Here is a 16,874-nt window from a genome sequence, read left to right as displayed (position 1 = left end):
ACAGATCAGGGTTTTGCTCGGCCTTTGAGCATGCCGTGATTGACCAGTAAGGTGCGCATGGCGTTGCGGGTAATACCCAGCAGTTGCGCGGTGCGTAACTGGTTGAAACCGCAGTAGGCAAACGCCTCGCGCACCATCAACGCCTCAATATCGTGCAAGAGCGAATCACCTGGAACATCGAACAATCGCAACAACTGTTCGCGAAGCACTTCCTGAGGAAGCTTTTGCACCCCGTTGGAACTTGCGCCTTGCCATGCACTAAGGCCTGCCGAGAATTTCAAGTGCTCGGGGCGGACCGGTCTGTCGCCGGCCACCAGTAAAGCCAAGTGAACAACGTTCTCGAGCTCTCGGATATTCCCCGGCCAGGGATAATCGAGCAGCGCCTGAGTAGCCGACTCCGAAAGCATAGGCTCATTGATTTTAAGGCGGGCGCTGTAGAGTTTCCTGAAGTGTTCCACCAACGGCAGAATGTCCAAGGGACGCGCCCTTAACGGCAGAACTTCCACTTGGGCGACGTTTATTCGATAGAACAGATCGAGCCGAAAATTGCCAGCTTCAATGGCCTGTTCCAAATTGACGTTGGTAGCCGTCACCAATCGGATGTTGATCTTGATCGGTTTGCGCGAGCCGACCCGAACCACTTCCTGTTCCTGTAGGACACGCAGCAATTTAACTTGCAAAGGCAACGGCAAATCGCCGATCTCATCGAGAAACAGCGTCCCCCCATCAGCCTCCTCGAACCAGCCGGCTCGCCGACCGACAGCTCCGGAAAACGAACCGGCCTCGTGGCCAAAAAACTCGCTTTCAGCCAGGGTCTCACTGATCGCACCGCAGTTGACCGCAATAAAAGCGCCAGTGCGGCCACTGCTCGAATGGATGTAGCGCGCCACCAACTCCTTACCGGTGCCCGTCTCTCCATTGATCAACACTGGCGCGTCACTGGGCGCCACCCGCTGCAGATACTCCAGCAACTGCCGAGACCGGGGGTCGGCAAATACCAGCGCTTTCGCTCGGATTGAAAGAGGATCTTTATCGCCCTGAGGCAATGTCAAAATCGGGCTGGGGTGTCCGCGCGGGATGTTCATAGACAATTTCCAATGGCGGCCATGAAGGAATTAACAGCACTTTACTGCTCGCGCCATATAACAAGAAATATTAAAAAAACATGAGGATATAACCTTGCACCATAGCGACTGACGCGTCAGGTACAACCAATCGCCTACTCGTATGAACGATCAAAAACGACCATTGCTTTAGTTGCGGATAGATCAGTTAAATTCTCGCTGACGCTCCCAACTCACCAATCTTTTCCAGTCGCGCCCGGACAATGTTGCGACTGATATTGAGCAGGCGCCCAGTCTGCAATTGGTTGCCATGGCAGTATCGGTAAGCAGCACGAAAGATCGTCTCTTCAATATGCTCGTAAAGGTCGGGAATATTCTGTTCGAATAACGCATTGAGGGCCGTTTCCAAGTCCACGGGACCGCTGAGGGCAGCTGGAGCATGGGTAGCCTCTTCCTGGCGAATACCCGAAGATCGCATGTCCACCAGGTGCAGATCCGGCGGCTGCACCAACTGGTTGCGGCACACCAGCAAGGCGTGGTGAATGGCGTTTTCGAGCTCGCGGATATTGCCCGGCCAGCTATGTTCCAACAGCTTTCGCTCAGCATCGATGCTCAACGTGGCGCGGTTATACCCCAGTCGTTGGCAATGCTCTTCAAGAAAAAATTCCGCCAGGGGCAGGATATCGCCCGGCCGCTCGCGCAGAGGCGGCAGTCGAATGGTGGCGACGTGCAGACGGTAGAACAAGTCTTCGCGGAAGTTACCTGCCACGACGGCATCGGCAAGGTTAACGTTAGTGGCGGCCACCAGCCGCACATTGATCGGGATCGGTGTCCGCGAACCCAGGCGCACCACTTCGCGCTCCTGCAACACGCGCAGCAACTTCACCTGCATATTCAACGGCAGATCGCCGATCTCATCGAGAAACAGCGTGCCGCCGTTGGCGGCTTCAAACCAACCGGCCTTCTGGGTAGTAGCGCCAGTGAAAGCGCCTTTCTCGTGGCCGAACAACTCGCTTTCCACGAGAGTCTCGGCAAACGCGCCGCAGTTCACCGCCACGAAAGGTTCACGTCCGCGACGGCTCAGATGATGGATATGTCGTGCGACCAGTTCCTTGCCGGTCCCGGTCTCGCCAATGATCAAGGTATTGGCTTCGCTGGGCGCCAGGCGCTCAATACGTGCCAGTAATTCCTGGGAGCGCGGGTCCTTGAAGACCAGCACGGTGGCACGCACCGACTTGGTCAATTCGCGAGGATTGGGATGGGTGATCAGCGACATAGTGCGTTCCTGGCAGTAAAAGCGCGTGCTCAATAGTGCATGAAGTTTTCTAGACCATTTAATTATAAATTAATATTTATATATTCCCTGATCGCATATACCAACACCATCACCTACCACTGCTGCTGGAGCAGCAACCGGCCAGCACCCACGTGTTCGTCAACCAGCAGCAGATCAGACAGGCCGTTGCTGCCTCAGGCGCTGAAGCCCATGCAGCACGCGGCCTAGAGCGATTTTTCCGGCAGCTGGCATGCAATCTGCTCTCTCCCTCCCAACACGATCCCCTGTAGGAGCCGGCAAGCCGGCGCCTACAAAGGCTTTTGAATTCAGGTAGGGAGAAACCTCATGAGAAATTTCTGGCACAGAAGCCTCATCGCTCTGTTCGGCCTACTGGCAAGCAGCGCGGCGCTCGCCGAGTCGGCTGCCCCGGCCTCGGTAAAAATCGCTATCGTCGCCTACACCCAAGGTGGCAAGCCAGTGTTTGGGGGGATTGCCGGCCGCGTGATCGACGACGGTTGGCTGGAGGCCCAACTGCGCGAGCGCGGGGTGAAACTCGAATGGATCGCCCTACCCCACGCCGGCGCCGGCCCGCAGATCAACGAAGGGTTCAGCAACAACAGCCTGGACTTCGCCGTACGCGGAGACCTGCCCTCAGTGATCGCCGGTGCCGGCGGTGTGCCGGGCAAGCTGATCGTGCCCGGCGGCAGTGGTAATAACATTTACCTGGTGGTGCCCGAAGGCTCCAGCGCCAAGACCATCGAAGACCTCAAGGGCAAGCGCCTGGCCCTGCACCGTGGCCGGCCTTGGGAGTTCGCATTCAGCAACTTCCTCGCCAGCAAGGGCCTGAAGCTCAATGACTTCAAGATCGCCAACCTCAACCCGCAGGTCGGCGCGGCAGCGGTGTCTGCCGGCAAGGTCGATGCAGCCGTGTTGCTCAGCGAGGCCTATGCCCTGGAAGACAAGGGCGTGGGCAAGATCATCTGGTCGACCAAACAGGGCAACAATGACTGGCGCCTGATCTCCGACCTATGGGGCACCGATTCTTTCGTGCAGCAGCATCCAGACATCACCCAATTGCTGGCGACCGCCTGGGTCAAGGCAGCGTGGTGGATTTCTCAACCGCAAAACCAGGACGCCTATTACCAGCTGTCCTCCCGTGCTGGTACCGCTGAAAGCGTGCTGCGCCGCGACGACCAAAACGACCCAGTGACCTGGAAGGAACGCTGGGCGCCGAAAAGCGATGCGCAACTCAAGGCCCACTATCAGGCCCTCACCGCCTACGCCCTGGCCAACCATCTGATTCGCGACACCTATGACATCGGCCCGTCACTGGCTACCGGCTTTACCAACCAGGCTTTGATCGACCTGAAACTCACTGACTACTGGCCGGCCCTGCGTGGCCAGGTCAGCACCAATCCTTGATAGGGAAATTGATAATGAAACTGCCGCATTCTTTCGCCTTCGGTCTCAGCGTACTGGCCTTGTCCATGAGCGCGTTCGCCGCTGACGTATACGCCCCAAAACCGGACCCACTGCAAGGTGATGGCCGCGTCTCGGCGTTCTACACCTGGGAAAAAGCCATTCCGGCCATTCCGGGCAAGCTGTTGCGCAGCGAACCGCTGGACAAGACCATCAGCCTGGCAAACGCCGCCAGCGCCCAACGCATCCTCTACACCTCCACCGATGGCATCGATAATAAAACCCCAGTCGTGGTTTCCGGCGCGTTATTCCTACCCAAGGGCACACCGCCGGCCGGCGGTTGGCCGGTCGCAAGCTGGGGCCATGGCACAGTCGGCGTCGCAGATGTGTGTGCACCGTCCTGGCAAGGTCGCTCCTACCGCGATGTGGCGTACCTCAACCGCTGGCTGGCAGAAGGGTTTGCGGTGGTCGCCACCGACTACCAAGGGCTCGGCGTACCCGGCGGCCACCCGTTGCTGAACAGCCGCATGGCCGCCTACGGCATCCTCGACGCCGCCAAGGCCGTCGTTGCAGGCGTACCTGGGTTGGCTGACAAGGTATTGATCGTCGGCCAGTCCCAAGGCGGGGCCGGCGCGTTTGCCGCAGCTGCCTATGCCGCCACTTACGCCCCGGACCTTGGCGTCAAGGGCAGCATCGGCACCGGCGTGATCTACACCCTCGACTACGCGAAAAACCCCAGCGAGGAAGTACGCAATAAAGTCGACCCGACCTTGGCCTACGGCTTCTACACCTTGCTCGCCGCCCAGCAATACGACCCGAGCATCAACCCGGCTGACTTCTACACCGACAAGGCGCTGCCGATCTTCGAACAGGCTCGCACTAGCTGTCTGTTCGCTCTAGAAGGCGACGTGGAGGGCCTGGGCCTGAGCATTGCCAACACCAAGAAAGATTACAAAGGCAAACAGCTCGCGCCGTGGCTCGCGCAAGTCGCCTATCCCACCCTGAAAACGTCCAAACCGGTGTTCATCGGAACCGGTGCCGAAGACGTCACCCCAGCCGCCGCGACCCAGGTCAAGCTGATGCAGGACGCCTGCAACGCCGGTTCCGTAGTCGAAGGCCACCTGTACAAAGGCCTGGGCCACAGCGCGACGGTCAATGCCTCGCTCAAGGACTCGATCCCGTTCGCCCACAAAGTCATCAACGACCAGCCGATCACCCCAGTCTGCGCCCCAACCGCGCAGTAAGCAGGAGGCTTGCATGAGCATCGAATTTTTCACTCGCCTGCCGCTGCACGGCGAAACCCAGTTCCTGCCGGGCGACCCACGTAACCGTGGCGACTGGCATCGGGGCGGTCCCGACAGCACCGGGGCGGTGTCCGGGTTCAGCGTGGGCGACCACTTCACTTACATCGACTACCTGGGCCAGATCGCCAAGGCCGCCGAGATCAATAAGTTCGGCGGTGTGTTGATGGTCAACGCGCCCAGCGGCGAAGAACCGTGGACGGTGTGCTCACTGCTGGCCCGCGAGACACGCACCCTGCAATTCGTCACCGCGTTCCAGCCCTACCACTACACCCCATGGGTGGCCGTGCAGCAGGCGGCGACCTACCAACGCGCCACCGGCAATCGCCTGGTATGGAACATCATCAACGGTGGCTCGGACGCGATCCAGCGCCAGGTCGGCGACTACAGCGACCACGATGAACGCTACGAGCGCGCCACCGAATTCATGGACGTGGTCAAGGGCTATTGGCACAACGAGTCGTTTCACTACGATGGCAAGTTCTACAAGGCCGACGGTGGGGGCTTGCGCGCGCCGCTGAAAAAGGCGGAGTTGCCGCTTATCTGCACCGCAGGCTCATCCATCGCTGCACGGGAGTTCGCCGCCAAGCACGCGGATTTCTACTTGATGCGTGCCGAGCACCCGGATGAAATCACCGCTCTGATCGCCGACCTGCGTCAACGCGCGTTGAAATGGGGGCGCACCGATATTCGCTTTGGCCTGTCGATTGACGTGATCACCCGCGAAACCGAAGAACTGGCGCGCACTGAAGCCAAGCGTTTCTTCGACGAAGGCATCGCCCGTGGCGCGGTCAAGGCCGTGGCCGCCCACGCCGGGCTGCGCACCGCGCGCAAACTGAGCTACGAGCACGGCTTTGCCGAGAAAAACGAGGCGCAGAGTTTCGAAGACTTTTTTATCCATCCGAACGTGTGGGCTGGCTTCGGCTATATCGGCATCCCACCGGGCTGCGCGCTGGTAGGCAGTTATGAAAACGTGGTGGCGCGGATTCGCGAATACAACAACCTCGGCATCGACCTGTTCTTCCTCGCCGGCTATCCGCACCTGGAAGAAGCCTACCGACTCGGCGAGCATATCCTGCCGCACTTTCGCAGCGAACGCTCAGTGTTGAGCCGCCCGCTGGAGCCGGTGCGCGAACTGCACTCGGCCAACGGCGGAGCCTGAAACCATGACCTTACTGCTGAGCCGTCGAGACTTTCTCGGCTACAGCGCGACCGTCGGCGGCGCACTGCTGCTGGCGGGTTGCGGCCCGAATGACGCACCGGCTGCCACCACCGGCAGCGACCAGCCACGCTACGGCGGCCGCCTGCGCCTGGGGATTCTCGACGGCAACCAGAGCGGCAACCTGGACGCGCATAAACCGGTGGGCAGCGGCATCGTTCGCGGCTTTGCGCTGTACAGCAAGTTGTGGGAGTGGGATGAACACATGCAGCCGCGCTTGGCACTGGCCGAGTTTGCCGAGCCCAACGCGGATGCCAGTACCTGGACCCTGCGCTTGCGTCCGGGCCTGGAGTTCCACAACGGTAAGACCATTGACGCCGACGACCTGATGTTCTCGATCCGCCGGCTCACCGATCCGCAACTGGCCTCGCCGTATGCGGCACTGTTGCACTGGGTAGACCGCGACAACCTGGTCAAACTCGACAACCGCACCGTGCGCCTGAACTTTCGCGACGGCCGCAGCTATATGCCGCTGGCCGAAACCTGGGTCAACTTCGGCGGTATCGTGCCGGTGGATTACCACCCGGTCACCAATCCGGTGGGCGCCGGCCCCTACAAACTGAAAAGTTTCACCCCCGGCCAGCGCTCGCTGTTCACGCGTTTCGAGAATTACTATAAGGAGGGTAAGCCGTACGCCGACGAGCTGGAAATCATCGATTTCAAGGATCAGGTCTCACGCCTCGCCGCACTGCGCGCCGGGCAGATCGACATGGCCAACTCGATGCCCACCGAACAGCTGCCGATCCTGGAGAAGGACCCACGGTTGAAGGTCATCAAATCGGTGACCGGCAACTGGCTGTCCTTCGATATGAATCTGGAAAAGCCGCCCTTCAACGACCCGCGGGTGCGCGAGGCGTTTCGCTTGCTGGCCGACCGCGAAGAACTGGTCCGTCGCGCACTGAATGGCCAGGGTCGAGTGGCCAATGATTTGTATGCGCCCAGTGACCCCACCTTCAACCACAGCCTTGGCCCGCGCCCGTATGCCCCTCAGCGCGCAGCGCAACTGCTCAAGGACGCCGGCCAGGAACACCTCGAGGTGGAGCTGATCACCACCCCGGGCCCTGGCTTGAGTTCAGCATTGGTGCTGGCTGAGCAAGCTAAGCGCATCGGCGTCACCCTTAAGGTCAAGCAAGTAGACCTCGCCACTTTCCAGGGCCCGCTGAAAAACGATTGGACCCTGAGCACCGGCGGCAGCATCGGTGCACCGTTCCTCGCCAGTGCAATCCACACCGACGCACCCTTTGCGGTATCCAACAAGACCCACTTCAACGACGCGCAATTCAGCGAACTGTTCCTCGCCGCCATGGCCCAGCCCGACCTGGAAAAACGCAAGGTCCTGGTGCATCAGGTGCAGCAGATCCAGTACGAACGCGGCGGCATGTTGATCTGGGGGTATGCCGACCTTCTGGACAGCGTTTCCACGCGCGTCGGTGGGGCCCAGGCAGAAGAGTCGCTGTTCAGCACCTGGCGCTTCGAGAAGCTCTGGCTCAAAGACACGGCCTGACACCTCATTCCCCGTAGGAGCTCGGTTTGCCGGCGATGAGGCCCCAAGCCTTGCGCGGATCAACCGGACGCCTACGGGGCATCACATTGATAACAATTTTCGACAGGAGTCATTTCTGCCATGCACGCTATCGCCTTGCGTTTACCCCTGCTGCTGGCAGTCACCCTGCCGCTGCAGGCTTTTGCCACCGATACCCAACTGCAAACCGTGACCGTGCAGGCAAGTGCCAGCGAGTCGGATGACGACGCACTGCCCACCCGCCCGCCGACCTCAGTGTACGGTGGCACGGAAACCAAAGTGCTGGACACTCCGCGCTCCGTGGTGCAAATCAACGCCGAGCAATTGGCGAGCGGCGCGATCCATAGCGCCGACGACCTGGTCAAATATGCGCCCGGCATCACTCGGGGCGGCGGGCAAAACGCGGGTATCGCACCGCAGTTTCGTGGCCAGGGTTCGGAGATTTTCCAGGACGGCCAGCGTGGTTACGCCGTGCGCCACCCCGCCAACTTCAACGCCTATGAAGGTGCGGACATCGTTGCCGGCCCGTCCTCGGTGACCTACGGCTCGGTATCCGGCAGCGGCGGCTACGTCAACTACCTGAGCAAGAAACCCGACTTCAACGCGTTCAAGACCAAACTCAGCGGCGAACTGGGTTCGTGGATTCCGGACGGCACCTCACGCAGTTCCAATAAATTCAGCATCGACAACACCGGGCCTCTGAGTGACAACCTGGCCTACCGCGTGAGCATCACCAAGCAGCGCCAGCAGGACTTCTATGACAATGTCGAGAACAATTTTGATGCTTTTTACGGCGCGTTGGCCTGGCGCAACGACAACGTGCGTGTCGACTGGAACGCCAGCTACGACAATTACTACGACTACAACATCACCCACGGCTGGAACCGCGCTACCCAGAACCTGGTAGACAACGGCAAATACTACGCCGGGCGCGCCACGCCGATTATCCAGAACGGCAGTACCCTGTGGTCGCCGGTGCTGGCTTCGGGCGCCGCCGATGCGCCAACACTCGGTTGGGTAAAACGCCAACGCAACGCCCAGGGCCAATACAGTGTGGTCGACGGCAGTTTCCAGACCGCCTCACCGAATACCCAGGCCAACCCCGGCAGCCTGCGTGGCTGGGTGTATGACCCGACGCTGGCGGGCAATGGCGAGCAGTCGCTGTCATCACAGACCGGGCAGCGCAAAGAGGACGAAAGCAGCTCGCGACGCTTTACCACGCAACTGCGTATCGAGGCCGACCTGTCGCCGACTATCACCGTAGCCAACAACACGTTTTATGAACGTTCCAAGGACATCACCGATGCCGTTGGCGCATTCCAGGTGCAATCGAAGGACAACATTTTCGATAACCGCTTCGAGTTCCGCTCGCGCAACGAGACCCAGCTGGGTGGCTGGACCCTGCGCGATGACAGCAACACCGGCCTGATCTACCGCCGCGAATTCAACCAGTCGATTGCTGCGAACAACAGCTTTGGCTCGACCATCAATGCCTATGACCTGACCCAGGACCCTTCCGGCAAAAACCCTGGTGACTTACTCGGCCTCGACGCCAGCAACCCGGCCGGCGGCAACGGCGCTTGGATCGGACAACCCGGCGTGCCGCAATACTCCAACGACTACGGCTGGCTCAACCTGCCGCCCATGTATGCAGCTGGGCACGGCCTGTACGCCGAATCGGTGGCGCCCTACACCGCTGAAAGCACCTGGACCACCAAGACCCTGTTCAGCCAGCACAACCTCAAGTACGGCGAGTATTTCGGCTTGAATATTGGCGCCAGCCGCAGCTGGATCGAGGCCGAGATCGACAACCCGTTCGTACTCGCCGGCGGCAACCGGCGCAAGGACAGCGACAATTACCGGCTGTTTGCTTTCCAGGTCAGCCCGTATATAAAACCGACTGAAAACACCACGCTTTACTACACCTTCGACCGCTCGTTGGCGGTCAACACCGGGTTCTTTTCCAACGGCCTTGGCTGGGGCAGCGGCAGTGGCGCCAACCAGCTCAACCCGCTGGCGTTCCAGAGCTTGAGCGTGCTGCATGAAGTTGGCGTAAAGGTCGAAGCGTTACCCAATCAGCTGTTCATGACGCTGGCGGCGTTCAAGCAAGCCCGTGACCAGGCACCTGACAGCAATAACAACATCGCGCGGCTGATGATCAAGGGTGTGGAAGCCACCGTGCGCTATCAACCGGACGACCACCTTCGCAGCGGTCTGAACCTGTCCAAGCTCAACGCCTATAACGAGTTCACCTCCCAGGCTGGGTTTGCCTCAGCGGGGTTCATTCCCGACAACGGCACAGTGTTCGGCGATAACAATAGCCTCAACCAGCGGCCGTCCGGGCGTTACGACGCGGTGCAGATTCCTGAATACACCGCCAGCGGGTATGTCGACTACCGCTTCGACTCAGGCTTTGGCGCCGAACTTTCAGGCTGGTGGACCAGCAGTTGGTACCTGAACCTCAGCAAGACCGTAAAGATCCCGAACGAATACAACCTCGATCTCGCCGTGTACTACCGCCAACCGCAATGGAGCACCACGTTACGGGTGCTGAACCTGACCAATGAACTGAACTTCGTCAGCGGACTGGCCGGTTCCACCAACACCTTTTTGCAACCCATGCCTGGCCGCACCTTGTTGGCCCAGGTCGACTATCAATTCTGATCCTCATCAGGAGCACTCTATGTCTATTGAGTTTGTCGGCATGATTTTCCCTCGCCAGTGGTCCGAAACCCGTGGCGTTCGCAGCCCGGATTTCGACCTCGACTTTATCCGTCACCATGCCCGCGCCCATGAACATGCGGGCTTCGACCGTGTGCTGATCGCCAGCGGCCCCGGCAGTGCCGACAGCCTGCAAATTGCCGCGTATGCGGCGGCGCACACTGAGCGATTGGGCTTTATGATCGCCCATCGCCCCGGACTCACCGCGCCGACCGTCGCTGCCCGCTCGTTTGCCACGCTGGACCATACCACTGGCGGCGGGCGCATTCGTTTGCACGCGATTACCGGCATCACCGCCGAGCCACAGGAAGGTGACTTCCTGCTGGAGAAGACCCAACGCTACAGACGTACCGATGAATATCTGGAGATTGTGCGACGCACCTGGACGGCCGAAGAGCCGTTCGATTTCGAAGGTGAGTACTTCAACATCAAGGACGCGTTTTCACCGGTCAAACCGTTGCAACAGCCGCATATTCCAATCTCGTTTGGCGGCTCTTCCGACATTGCCTATCAGATCGCGGTGAAGCATGCGGACCTGTATGCGCTGTGGGGCGAGCCGTTAAGCGGCGTGGCTGAGCAAATTGCCAAGCTGAAGGCGGCAGCATTAACAGCGGGTGTTGAAGCGCCACGGGTCAGTTTATCGGTGCGCCTGATTTTGGGGGCGACAGAGGCATTAGCCTGGCAGCGCGCCGAGCAGATCCTGGAGCAGATCAAGGCCAATCCACAGTTTGCCGCAGGCAGTCCGTGGCAGAAGCGGATCAAAGGCACCGGCTCAGAACGTCTGTTAGCAGCTGCTGCGTTGGGCGATCGTCATGATCGCGCGTTGTGGATGCCGACGGCGACTGCGGTGGGCGCTTATGGCGATACTACGGCGCTGGTGGGTACACCGGAAACGGTGGCACAGGCGCTGTTGGATTATGTGGACCTGGGCGTTACCACGTTTTTGAACCGTGGTTATGACCCGCTGTACGACACAGTGGATTATGGGCGGTGGATTATCCCCGCGGTGCGTGAAGAGGCGTTTCGGCGCAAGGCGAAAATTGCTTAACGACGGCGGATGCCATCGCCGGCAAGGCGGCTGCTACAAGGGCTTTGTGTACCTGTAGGGGCCTGCTTGCCGGCGATCACTGTGCAGCGCAGCCATTCACCTCAACGACGGCGAATGCTCCAACAACGTGCACGTATACACCGCCTGCGGATGATCCAATACATCATCAACAGCCCCCTGCTCCACCACCCTTCCGACCTTCAACACCAGCACCCGATCGGCAATTGCCCGCACCACGCCCAGGTCGTGGGTCACGAATAACATCGTCAACCCTTCACGCTGTAGCTGGCGCAGCAGGTCCAGGATCGACGCCTGTACCGATACGTCCAATGCCGAGGTGATTTCATCGCAGATCAGCAACCTGGGCTCGCACAACAGCGCACGGGCGATGGCCACTCGCTGGCGTTCGCCACCTGACAGGCTGTGGGGATAGAGGCCGGCGACTGATCCCGGCAGTGACACACGCTTGAGCACGGCTTCCACTCGCTCCCGTGCTGGCGCCCCTTTCACGCCGAAGAAATGCGCCAGTGGCGCGCTCAGAGTCTGGTACACGGTTTGCCGTGGGTTCAACGCGCGATATGGATTCTGGAAGATGTATTGAATCTGGTGGCGCAGGCCTGCATCGCGCTGGCGGGCGTGCAACGGTAAATGCCGGCCGGCGTAGTCCAGTGCCCCCTCGGCATTCTCCCCAAGGCCAGCAATAGCTCGCGCCAGGCTGGTCTTGCCCGAGCCCGACTCACCCACAATCGCCAGGCATTCACCCGGCTGCACCTGCAACGAGACATCGAACAACACCTGCCGGTCATAGGCGACGTTCAAGCCACTGACCGACAACAGTGGCAGTTCTACCCGCCCCTTCAAGGCAGCAATTGGCGCGAGTGCCTTGACCTGTAACGCCTGATCGTGAGGCGCCAGGCAAGCCACCCCACGACCGGCCGCGTTCACCTGCAATAACGGCTCAGCCACCGCGCACCCAGGCGTAAACCGCTCACAACGCGGCCCGAAACTGCACCCTTGGGGCCGACGCCCCGGCGCCGGTGCATGCCCGGCAATCGCCGTCAATTCGCGCCGTCCCGCCACATCCGGAATCGCCGCCAGCAACCCTCGGGTATAGGGATGGGACGGTCGACTGAACAACTCATCCCGCGTCGCCGTTTCAACGATGCGCCCGGCGTACATCACCATCACCCGGTCCACCAGGTCCTTGATCACCGCCAGGTCGTGGGACACATACACCGCCGCCACGCCCTGGCTTTTGCACAGCCGACGCAGCGTGGCGAGGATATGCGCCTGGGTGCTGACGTCCAGCGCAGTGGTCGGCTCGTCCAGCACGATCAGGCGCGGGCGCAGCACAAAAGCCAGCGCCAGCATCACCCGTTGCTGCTGGCCGCCGGACAGTTGATGGGGAAAGCGCCGTAGAAACCCATGATCGTCCGGCAAGCCGACGTCACGCAGGGTCTCGATGATGCGCTGCTGTTGCGCCTCGCGGTCAAGCCCAGAAGGATGCGCCGCCAGGGTCTCACGCAACAGGTGACCGATGCGCAGTGCCGGATTGAGCGCGGTGGCCGGGTCCTGGGCGACATAACCGATCAGGCTGCCACGGGCACGGCGCAAAGCTTCGCCTTCCAGGCTCAACAATGCCTGGTCACCTACGTGCACCTGCCCGCTGACAATCCGTGCACCGCGCCGGGCATGTGCCAGCAACGCAGTCGCCAAGGTGGTCTTGCCCGAGCCCGACTCACCCACCAAACCGAGAATTTCCCCGGCAGCCAGGCTGAACGAGATGCCCGACACCACATCCACCTGCCCCGGCAATTCCACCCGCAGGTCGCGGACTTGCAACACCCCGGCATCGATTTCGGTCATCGCATTCATGCTTGTCTGTCTCCCAGCCTTGCGCTGCTGCGGCCGATGCCTTCAGCCAAAATATTGGTGCCGTAGGCAAATACACCGATCAGCACCGCCGGCGCCAATACGGCCCAGGGTTGCACCAGCAGGCCGGCCTGGTTTTCATTGATCATCAGCCCCCAGTCAGCGGTGGGTGGCGCCACGCCGTAGCCAAGAAAACTCAGGCCCGACAACATGCCCACGCCCCAGGTCAGCATGTTGCCGAAATGCACCAGCAGCGGCGTGAGGATGTTCGGCAGGATCTCCTTGAACAGAATTCGGCGTCGCGAATAGCCCATCATTTGCGCCGCTTCAACGAACTCCTGACCTGCCACTGCTACCGCACTCGCCCGCGCCAAACGGATAACGCCCGGTATAAAGGCGATGGAGACTGTCAGCACGATCAACCACGGTGCGCGCCCCAACATGGACACAATCAGCAGCACCAGAATCAGGTCGGGGAACGCCAGGGACACATCCGCCGACCAGGTAATGAACTGATCCAGGCGCCGACGCGACAAACCCGCCAGCAACCCCAACGTAGTACCCACCGCCAGTGCAATACTGGCGGCTGCGACCGACATCCACAGCACCGACAAACCACCGCTGAGCAACCGCGACAGCACGTCATGCCCCAGGAAGTCATACCCCAGCCACGCATCACCTGCAGGCGCGCCGTAGACAGGACCGACCATGTCCGTCGACCCGTGAGGTGCCAACCAAGGCCCGAACAGCGCCACGGCCACCACCAGCAGAGTGATCAACGCGCCCTTACGTGTTTGTGGTTCGACCAACCATTGACGGGCACTCATGCGTCACCTCGGGAGCGGCGCCACCACGGGGTTATTCCCCTCCGGTTGCGTTGAATCAGGGTCACCCGCCGTGCGGTGCGCAGCTTGGGTGTAAGCAGCACGGTCAATAGGTCGGCCAGTAGGTTGATCAGCACCACCGCGAGGGTGATCACCAGCACAATCGCCTGGATCATCGGCAGGTCGCGCATCTGGATCGCGGCGTTCAGCGCGGTGCCGATACCGGGATAGCTGAAGATGACTTCCGCCAGCACTGCGCCTCCGATCAACGTACGCAAGGTCAGCGCCACACCCTGGATCGCCGGTACCAGCGCATTGGGCAAAGTGTGGCACCAGACAATCCGCCGCTGCGCAATGCCGCGTAGCCTGGCGGCAATCACGTAATCGGACTCCTGCGCCTCGATCACTGCGGCCCGCACCATGCGCGTGAGGTACGGCAATGCAGTCAGGCTCAAGGCGAATATCGGCAATACCAGGGACTTGAGTTGGCGCAGCAGCGACAGGTCGGGATCCAGGATCGATACCGCGGGTAAGAAATCCATGTGCGGCATGGAAAACAGCAATACCAGGCCAATCGCCAACAGAAACCCCGGCGTGGCTTTCAGAAAGATCAGCAACGACAGGCTCCAGCGATCCAGCCAGCTGTCGCGCCGCAATGCCAGGGCCACGCCAAGGGCCAGTGCGCCAGGCACTACCACGGTAATCACCCCGACCAGCAACGCCAGTGTGTAGCCCAAACGCCCCCACAGGATATGGCTGACCGGCGCGTTGGAGTCCAGGGAAACCCCGAGGTCCCCGCGCAAGACGCTGCCGAGCCAGCGCAGGTATTGCCACAGGATGGGCTGGTCGAGCCCCAACTGGTGTTGCAGGGTGAGGATGCTTTCCAGCGGCGCGTCCGGGCCGAGGATCACCCGCGCGGGGTCGGATGGCAGTGCCTGGGTGGCGATGAATACCACCAGGCTGATCACCCAGGCCGTCAGCAGGCCGTAACCCAGGCGCCCGATAAACCATGATAACCACGCAGGGGTGCGTGGAGGATTAGCAGACGGCTCAAGCATGTTTCAACCACAGTTCGTCAAACCGCCAGGAAGCGAAGGTGGTCTGCTCTGGCGCCAAACCGCCGACCTTGACCGAGGCGGCGTCCAGCACGTCGTTGAAGCCCCAAATCAGCAATCCGCCGCGTTCGTGTTGAATCTGCTGGGCCTCGTGTACCAAACCTTTACGCAGTTCCAGGTCTGGCTGCGCAAGGGCCTTACGGTAGAGGTCATCAAAACGCGGGTCATGGAAGTTGCTGCGGTTGTAGATCGCCAGCGGCGCATCGTTGTGCAATGCCGAAGCCAGGAAACCCCGGGCCGGCGTAGAACCCGGCGACACTTGCCACTGCTCACGCTGCGGGCCGTTGAACACAGCACCATCCACCTGGGTCACGCTTATCTGGACACCGGCCTTTTTCGCTTGCTGGGCAAACACCAGCGCGGCGTTCACACCGGGCCCAGGCGTGGTGGTCAGTTCCACGCGCAAATCCGTGTGCCCGGCCTGACGCAGCAGCGAGCGGGCCTGCTCCAGATCATACGGCCGCTGGGCAATCGCATGGTTATAGGTGGGATCGTGAGGTGAATACAGGTCATTGGCAATGCGACCAAAACCGTTGAGGCCACGGTCCACCAGCTCTTGCCGATCCGCCATCAAGCGAAACGCCTGGCGCACCCGCACATCATCGAAAGGTGGCTTGGCCAGGTTGAGATTGAAACCGGTAAACGAAGTACTTGGCGACACGCACAACGACAAGCGCGAGTCGGCCTTGAGCAACGCACTGTGCTCGGCCTGCACACCGCTGGCCACATCGATCTGCCCGGCGCGCAACGCGGCAACACGGGAGACCTGGTCCTTGAACTCGATGAGTTCCAGCTCATCGGCATAAGGCTGGCCGGGTTTGTAGTAATTCTCAAACCGCGTGTACACCGAGCGCTGGCCGGGTACGAAGCGCTTGAGCTTGTAAGGGCCGGCACCCACCGGATTGGTGATGGGGTCATAGTCGGTGGGGACGATGCCGCCAAAGCTGATCAGGGTTTCATCCAGAGGGAAGAAGCTCTGGCCTTGCTTGAAGCGAATTTCGATGGTGCGCTCATCCAGCTTGCGTAAGGCATTGCGATCAATGGCACCGACCAGGCCGGCAAACGGCGATGCCAGCTTGGGATCGGTAAGGCGCAACAACGAAAACAGCATGTCGTCAGCGCCGATGGTCTTGCCATGGTGAAACTCCAGCCCCGGCTTGATGCGGATGATCCAGGCACTCGCGTCGGCATTCGGTTCGGCGAACTCGGCCAGGGCCAGGCGCGTGCTGACATCGGTGTTCCATTCCCAGAACTTGCTGTACAGCGCCCAGCCACGAATGATCCCGCCGCCCACCGGTTTATGGGCATCCAGGTTGCCGGACTGATCGCCATCGATAATGCCAACGCGCAGGCGCCCACCGCTGACGGGCTTAGCGCTCAGTACGGCGGCCCCCTGAGTCGTCGCGCCGCTGTCGCAGCCGCCCAACAGCAAACCACCGCCGATGGCCAAGCTGTTGCCGAGAAACACCCGGCGAGAAAATCCATCACTCATG

The 16,874-nt window shown here is 60.8% G+C and carries 12 protein-coding genes; 6 read left to right on the top strand and 6 right to left on the bottom strand.

Annotation, left to right across the window (positions count from 1 at the left end; genetic code table 11):
• Window positions 1-5: 5 nt before the first annotated feature.
• Window positions 6-1,085 carry a sigma-54 interaction domain-containing protein gene (locus AC3ZU9_RS12335; protein WP_122811050.1) on the bottom strand — a complete coding sequence of 360 codons (1,080 nt, stop codon included), beginning with the start codon at window positions 1,083-1,085 and terminating at the stop codon, window positions 6-8.
• 187 nt (window positions 1,086-1,272) lie between these two features.
• On the bottom strand, window positions 1,273-2,340 hold the full coding sequence (locus AC3ZU9_RS12330; RefSeq protein ID WP_122811051.1) for a sigma-54 interaction domain-containing protein: 1,068 nt from the start codon (window positions 2,338-2,340) through the stop codon (window positions 1,273-1,275).
• Between the two features lie 345 nt (window positions 2,341-2,685).
• Here AC3ZU9_RS12330 and AC3ZU9_RS12325 point away from each other — a divergent pair, with 345 nt between their 5' ends.
• From AC3ZU9_RS12325 to AC3ZU9_RS12300, 6 genes are all read left to right on the top strand, one after another.
• On the top strand, window positions 2,686-3,762 hold the full coding sequence (locus AC3ZU9_RS12325; protein ID WP_122811052.1) for an ABC transporter substrate-binding protein: 1,077 nt from the start codon (window positions 2,686-2,688) through the stop codon (window positions 3,760-3,762).
• Window positions 3,763-3,776: 14 nt separating this feature from the next.
• Window positions 3,777-5,003 (top strand): alpha/beta hydrolase family protein, encoded by a 1,227-nt coding sequence (locus tag AC3ZU9_RS12320; RefSeq protein WP_065941405.1) that lies wholly within the window; start codon window positions 3,777-3,779, stop codon window positions 5,001-5,003.
• 13 nt (window positions 5,004-5,016) lie between these two features.
• A complete protein-coding gene (locus tag AC3ZU9_RS12315) occupies window positions 5,017-6,222 on the top strand; it encodes an LLM class flavin-dependent oxidoreductase (protein ID WP_122811054.1) in 1,206 nt (401 codons plus the stop codon).
• A 4-nt stretch (window positions 6,223-6,226) separates the two neighbouring features.
• Window positions 6,227-7,783 carry an ABC transporter substrate-binding protein gene (locus tag AC3ZU9_RS12310; protein ID WP_122811055.1) on the top strand — a complete coding sequence of 519 codons (1,557 nt, stop codon included), beginning with the start codon at window positions 6,227-6,229 and terminating at the stop codon, window positions 7,781-7,783.
• 120 nt (window positions 7,784-7,903) lie between these two features.
• Window positions 7,904-10,465 carry a TonB-dependent receptor gene (locus tag AC3ZU9_RS12305; protein WP_490090787.1) on the top strand — a complete coding sequence of 854 codons (2,562 nt, stop codon included), beginning with the start codon at window positions 7,904-7,906 and terminating at the stop codon, window positions 10,463-10,465.
• Between the two features lie 19 nt (window positions 10,466-10,484).
• A complete protein-coding gene (locus AC3ZU9_RS12300; protein WP_490090786.1) occupies window positions 10,485-11,570 on the top strand; it encodes an LLM class flavin-dependent oxidoreductase in 1,086 nt (361 codons plus the stop codon).
• Between the two features lie 96 nt (window positions 11,571-11,666).
• Here AC3ZU9_RS12300 and AC3ZU9_RS12295 read toward each other — a convergent pair whose 3' ends face one another.
• From AC3ZU9_RS12295 to AC3ZU9_RS12280, 4 genes are read right to left on the bottom strand one after another with little or no spacing between them, the layout of a single operon-like run.
• Window positions 11,667-13,445 (bottom strand): dipeptide ABC transporter ATP-binding protein, encoded by a 1,779-nt coding sequence (locus AC3ZU9_RS12295; RefSeq protein ID WP_122811058.1) that lies wholly within the window; start codon window positions 13,443-13,445, stop codon window positions 11,667-11,669.
• Entirely contained in the window at window positions 13,442-14,269 is an 828-nt protein-coding gene (locus tag AC3ZU9_RS12290; protein ID WP_122811059.1) for an ABC transporter permease, read from the bottom strand. The genes AC3ZU9_RS12295 and AC3ZU9_RS12290 overlap by 4 nt, the downstream gene beginning before the upstream one ends.
• Entirely contained in the window at window positions 14,266-15,324 is a 1,059-nt protein-coding gene (locus AC3ZU9_RS12285; RefSeq protein ID WP_122811060.1) for an ABC transporter permease, read from the bottom strand. The genes AC3ZU9_RS12290 and AC3ZU9_RS12285 overlap by 4 nt, the downstream gene beginning before the upstream one ends.
• A complete protein-coding gene (locus AC3ZU9_RS12280) occupies window positions 15,317-16,873 on the bottom strand; it encodes an ABC transporter substrate-binding protein (protein WP_122811061.1) in 1,557 nt (518 codons plus the stop codon). The genes AC3ZU9_RS12285 and AC3ZU9_RS12280 overlap by 8 nt, the downstream gene beginning before the upstream one ends.
• Between the last annotated feature and the right edge of the window lies 1 nt (window position 16,874).

It is taken from the genome of Pseudomonas sp. A39 (genome assembly GCF_058145955.1).
Note: the sequence above shows the minus strand (reverse complement) of the source record. Positions and strands in the feature narration are given on the sequence as shown.

Bases quoted from the DNA above. Each gene is read 5' to 3' on its own strand.
- AC3ZU9_RS12335 (WP_122811050.1), bottom strand. From the start codon at position 1,085: ATGAACATCCCGCGCGGACACCCCAGCCCGATTTTGACATTGCCTCAG.
- AC3ZU9_RS12330 (WP_122811051.1), bottom strand. From the start codon at position 2,340: ATGTCGCTGATCACCCATCCCAATCCTCGCGAATTGACCAAGTCGGTG.
- AC3ZU9_RS12325 (WP_122811052.1), top strand. From the start codon at position 2,686: ATGAGAAATTTCTGGCACAGAAGCCTCATCGCTCTGTTCGGCCTACTG.
- AC3ZU9_RS12320 (WP_065941405.1), top strand. From the start codon at position 3,777: ATGAAACTGCCGCATTCTTTCGCCTTCGGTCTCAGCGTACTGGCCTTG.
- AC3ZU9_RS12315 (WP_122811054.1), top strand. From the start codon at position 5,017: ATGAGCATCGAATTTTTCACTCGCCTGCCGCTGCACGGCGAAACCCAG.
- AC3ZU9_RS12310 (WP_122811055.1), top strand. From the start codon at position 6,227: ATGACCTTACTGCTGAGCCGTCGAGACTTTCTCGGCTACAGCGCGACC.
- AC3ZU9_RS12305 (WP_490090787.1), top strand. From the start codon at position 7,904: ATGCACGCTATCGCCTTGCGTTTACCCCTGCTGCTGGCAGTCACCCTG.
- AC3ZU9_RS12300 (WP_490090786.1), top strand. From the start codon at position 10,485: ATGTCTATTGAGTTTGTCGGCATGATTTTCCCTCGCCAGTGGTCCGAA.
- AC3ZU9_RS12295 (WP_122811058.1), bottom strand. From the start codon at position 13,445: ATGAATGCGATGACCGAAATCGATGCCGGGGTGTTGCAAGTCCGCGAC.
- AC3ZU9_RS12290 (WP_122811059.1), bottom strand. From the start codon at position 14,269: ATGAGTGCCCGTCAATGGTTGGTCGAACCACAAACACGTAAGGGCGCG.
- AC3ZU9_RS12285 (WP_122811060.1), bottom strand. From the start codon at position 15,324: ATGCTTGAGCCGTCTGCTAATCCTCCACGCACCCCTGCGTGGTTATCA.
- AC3ZU9_RS12280 (WP_122811061.1), bottom strand. From the start codon at position 16,873: ATGAGTGATGGATTTTCTCGCCGGGTGTTTCTCGGCAACAGCTTGGCC.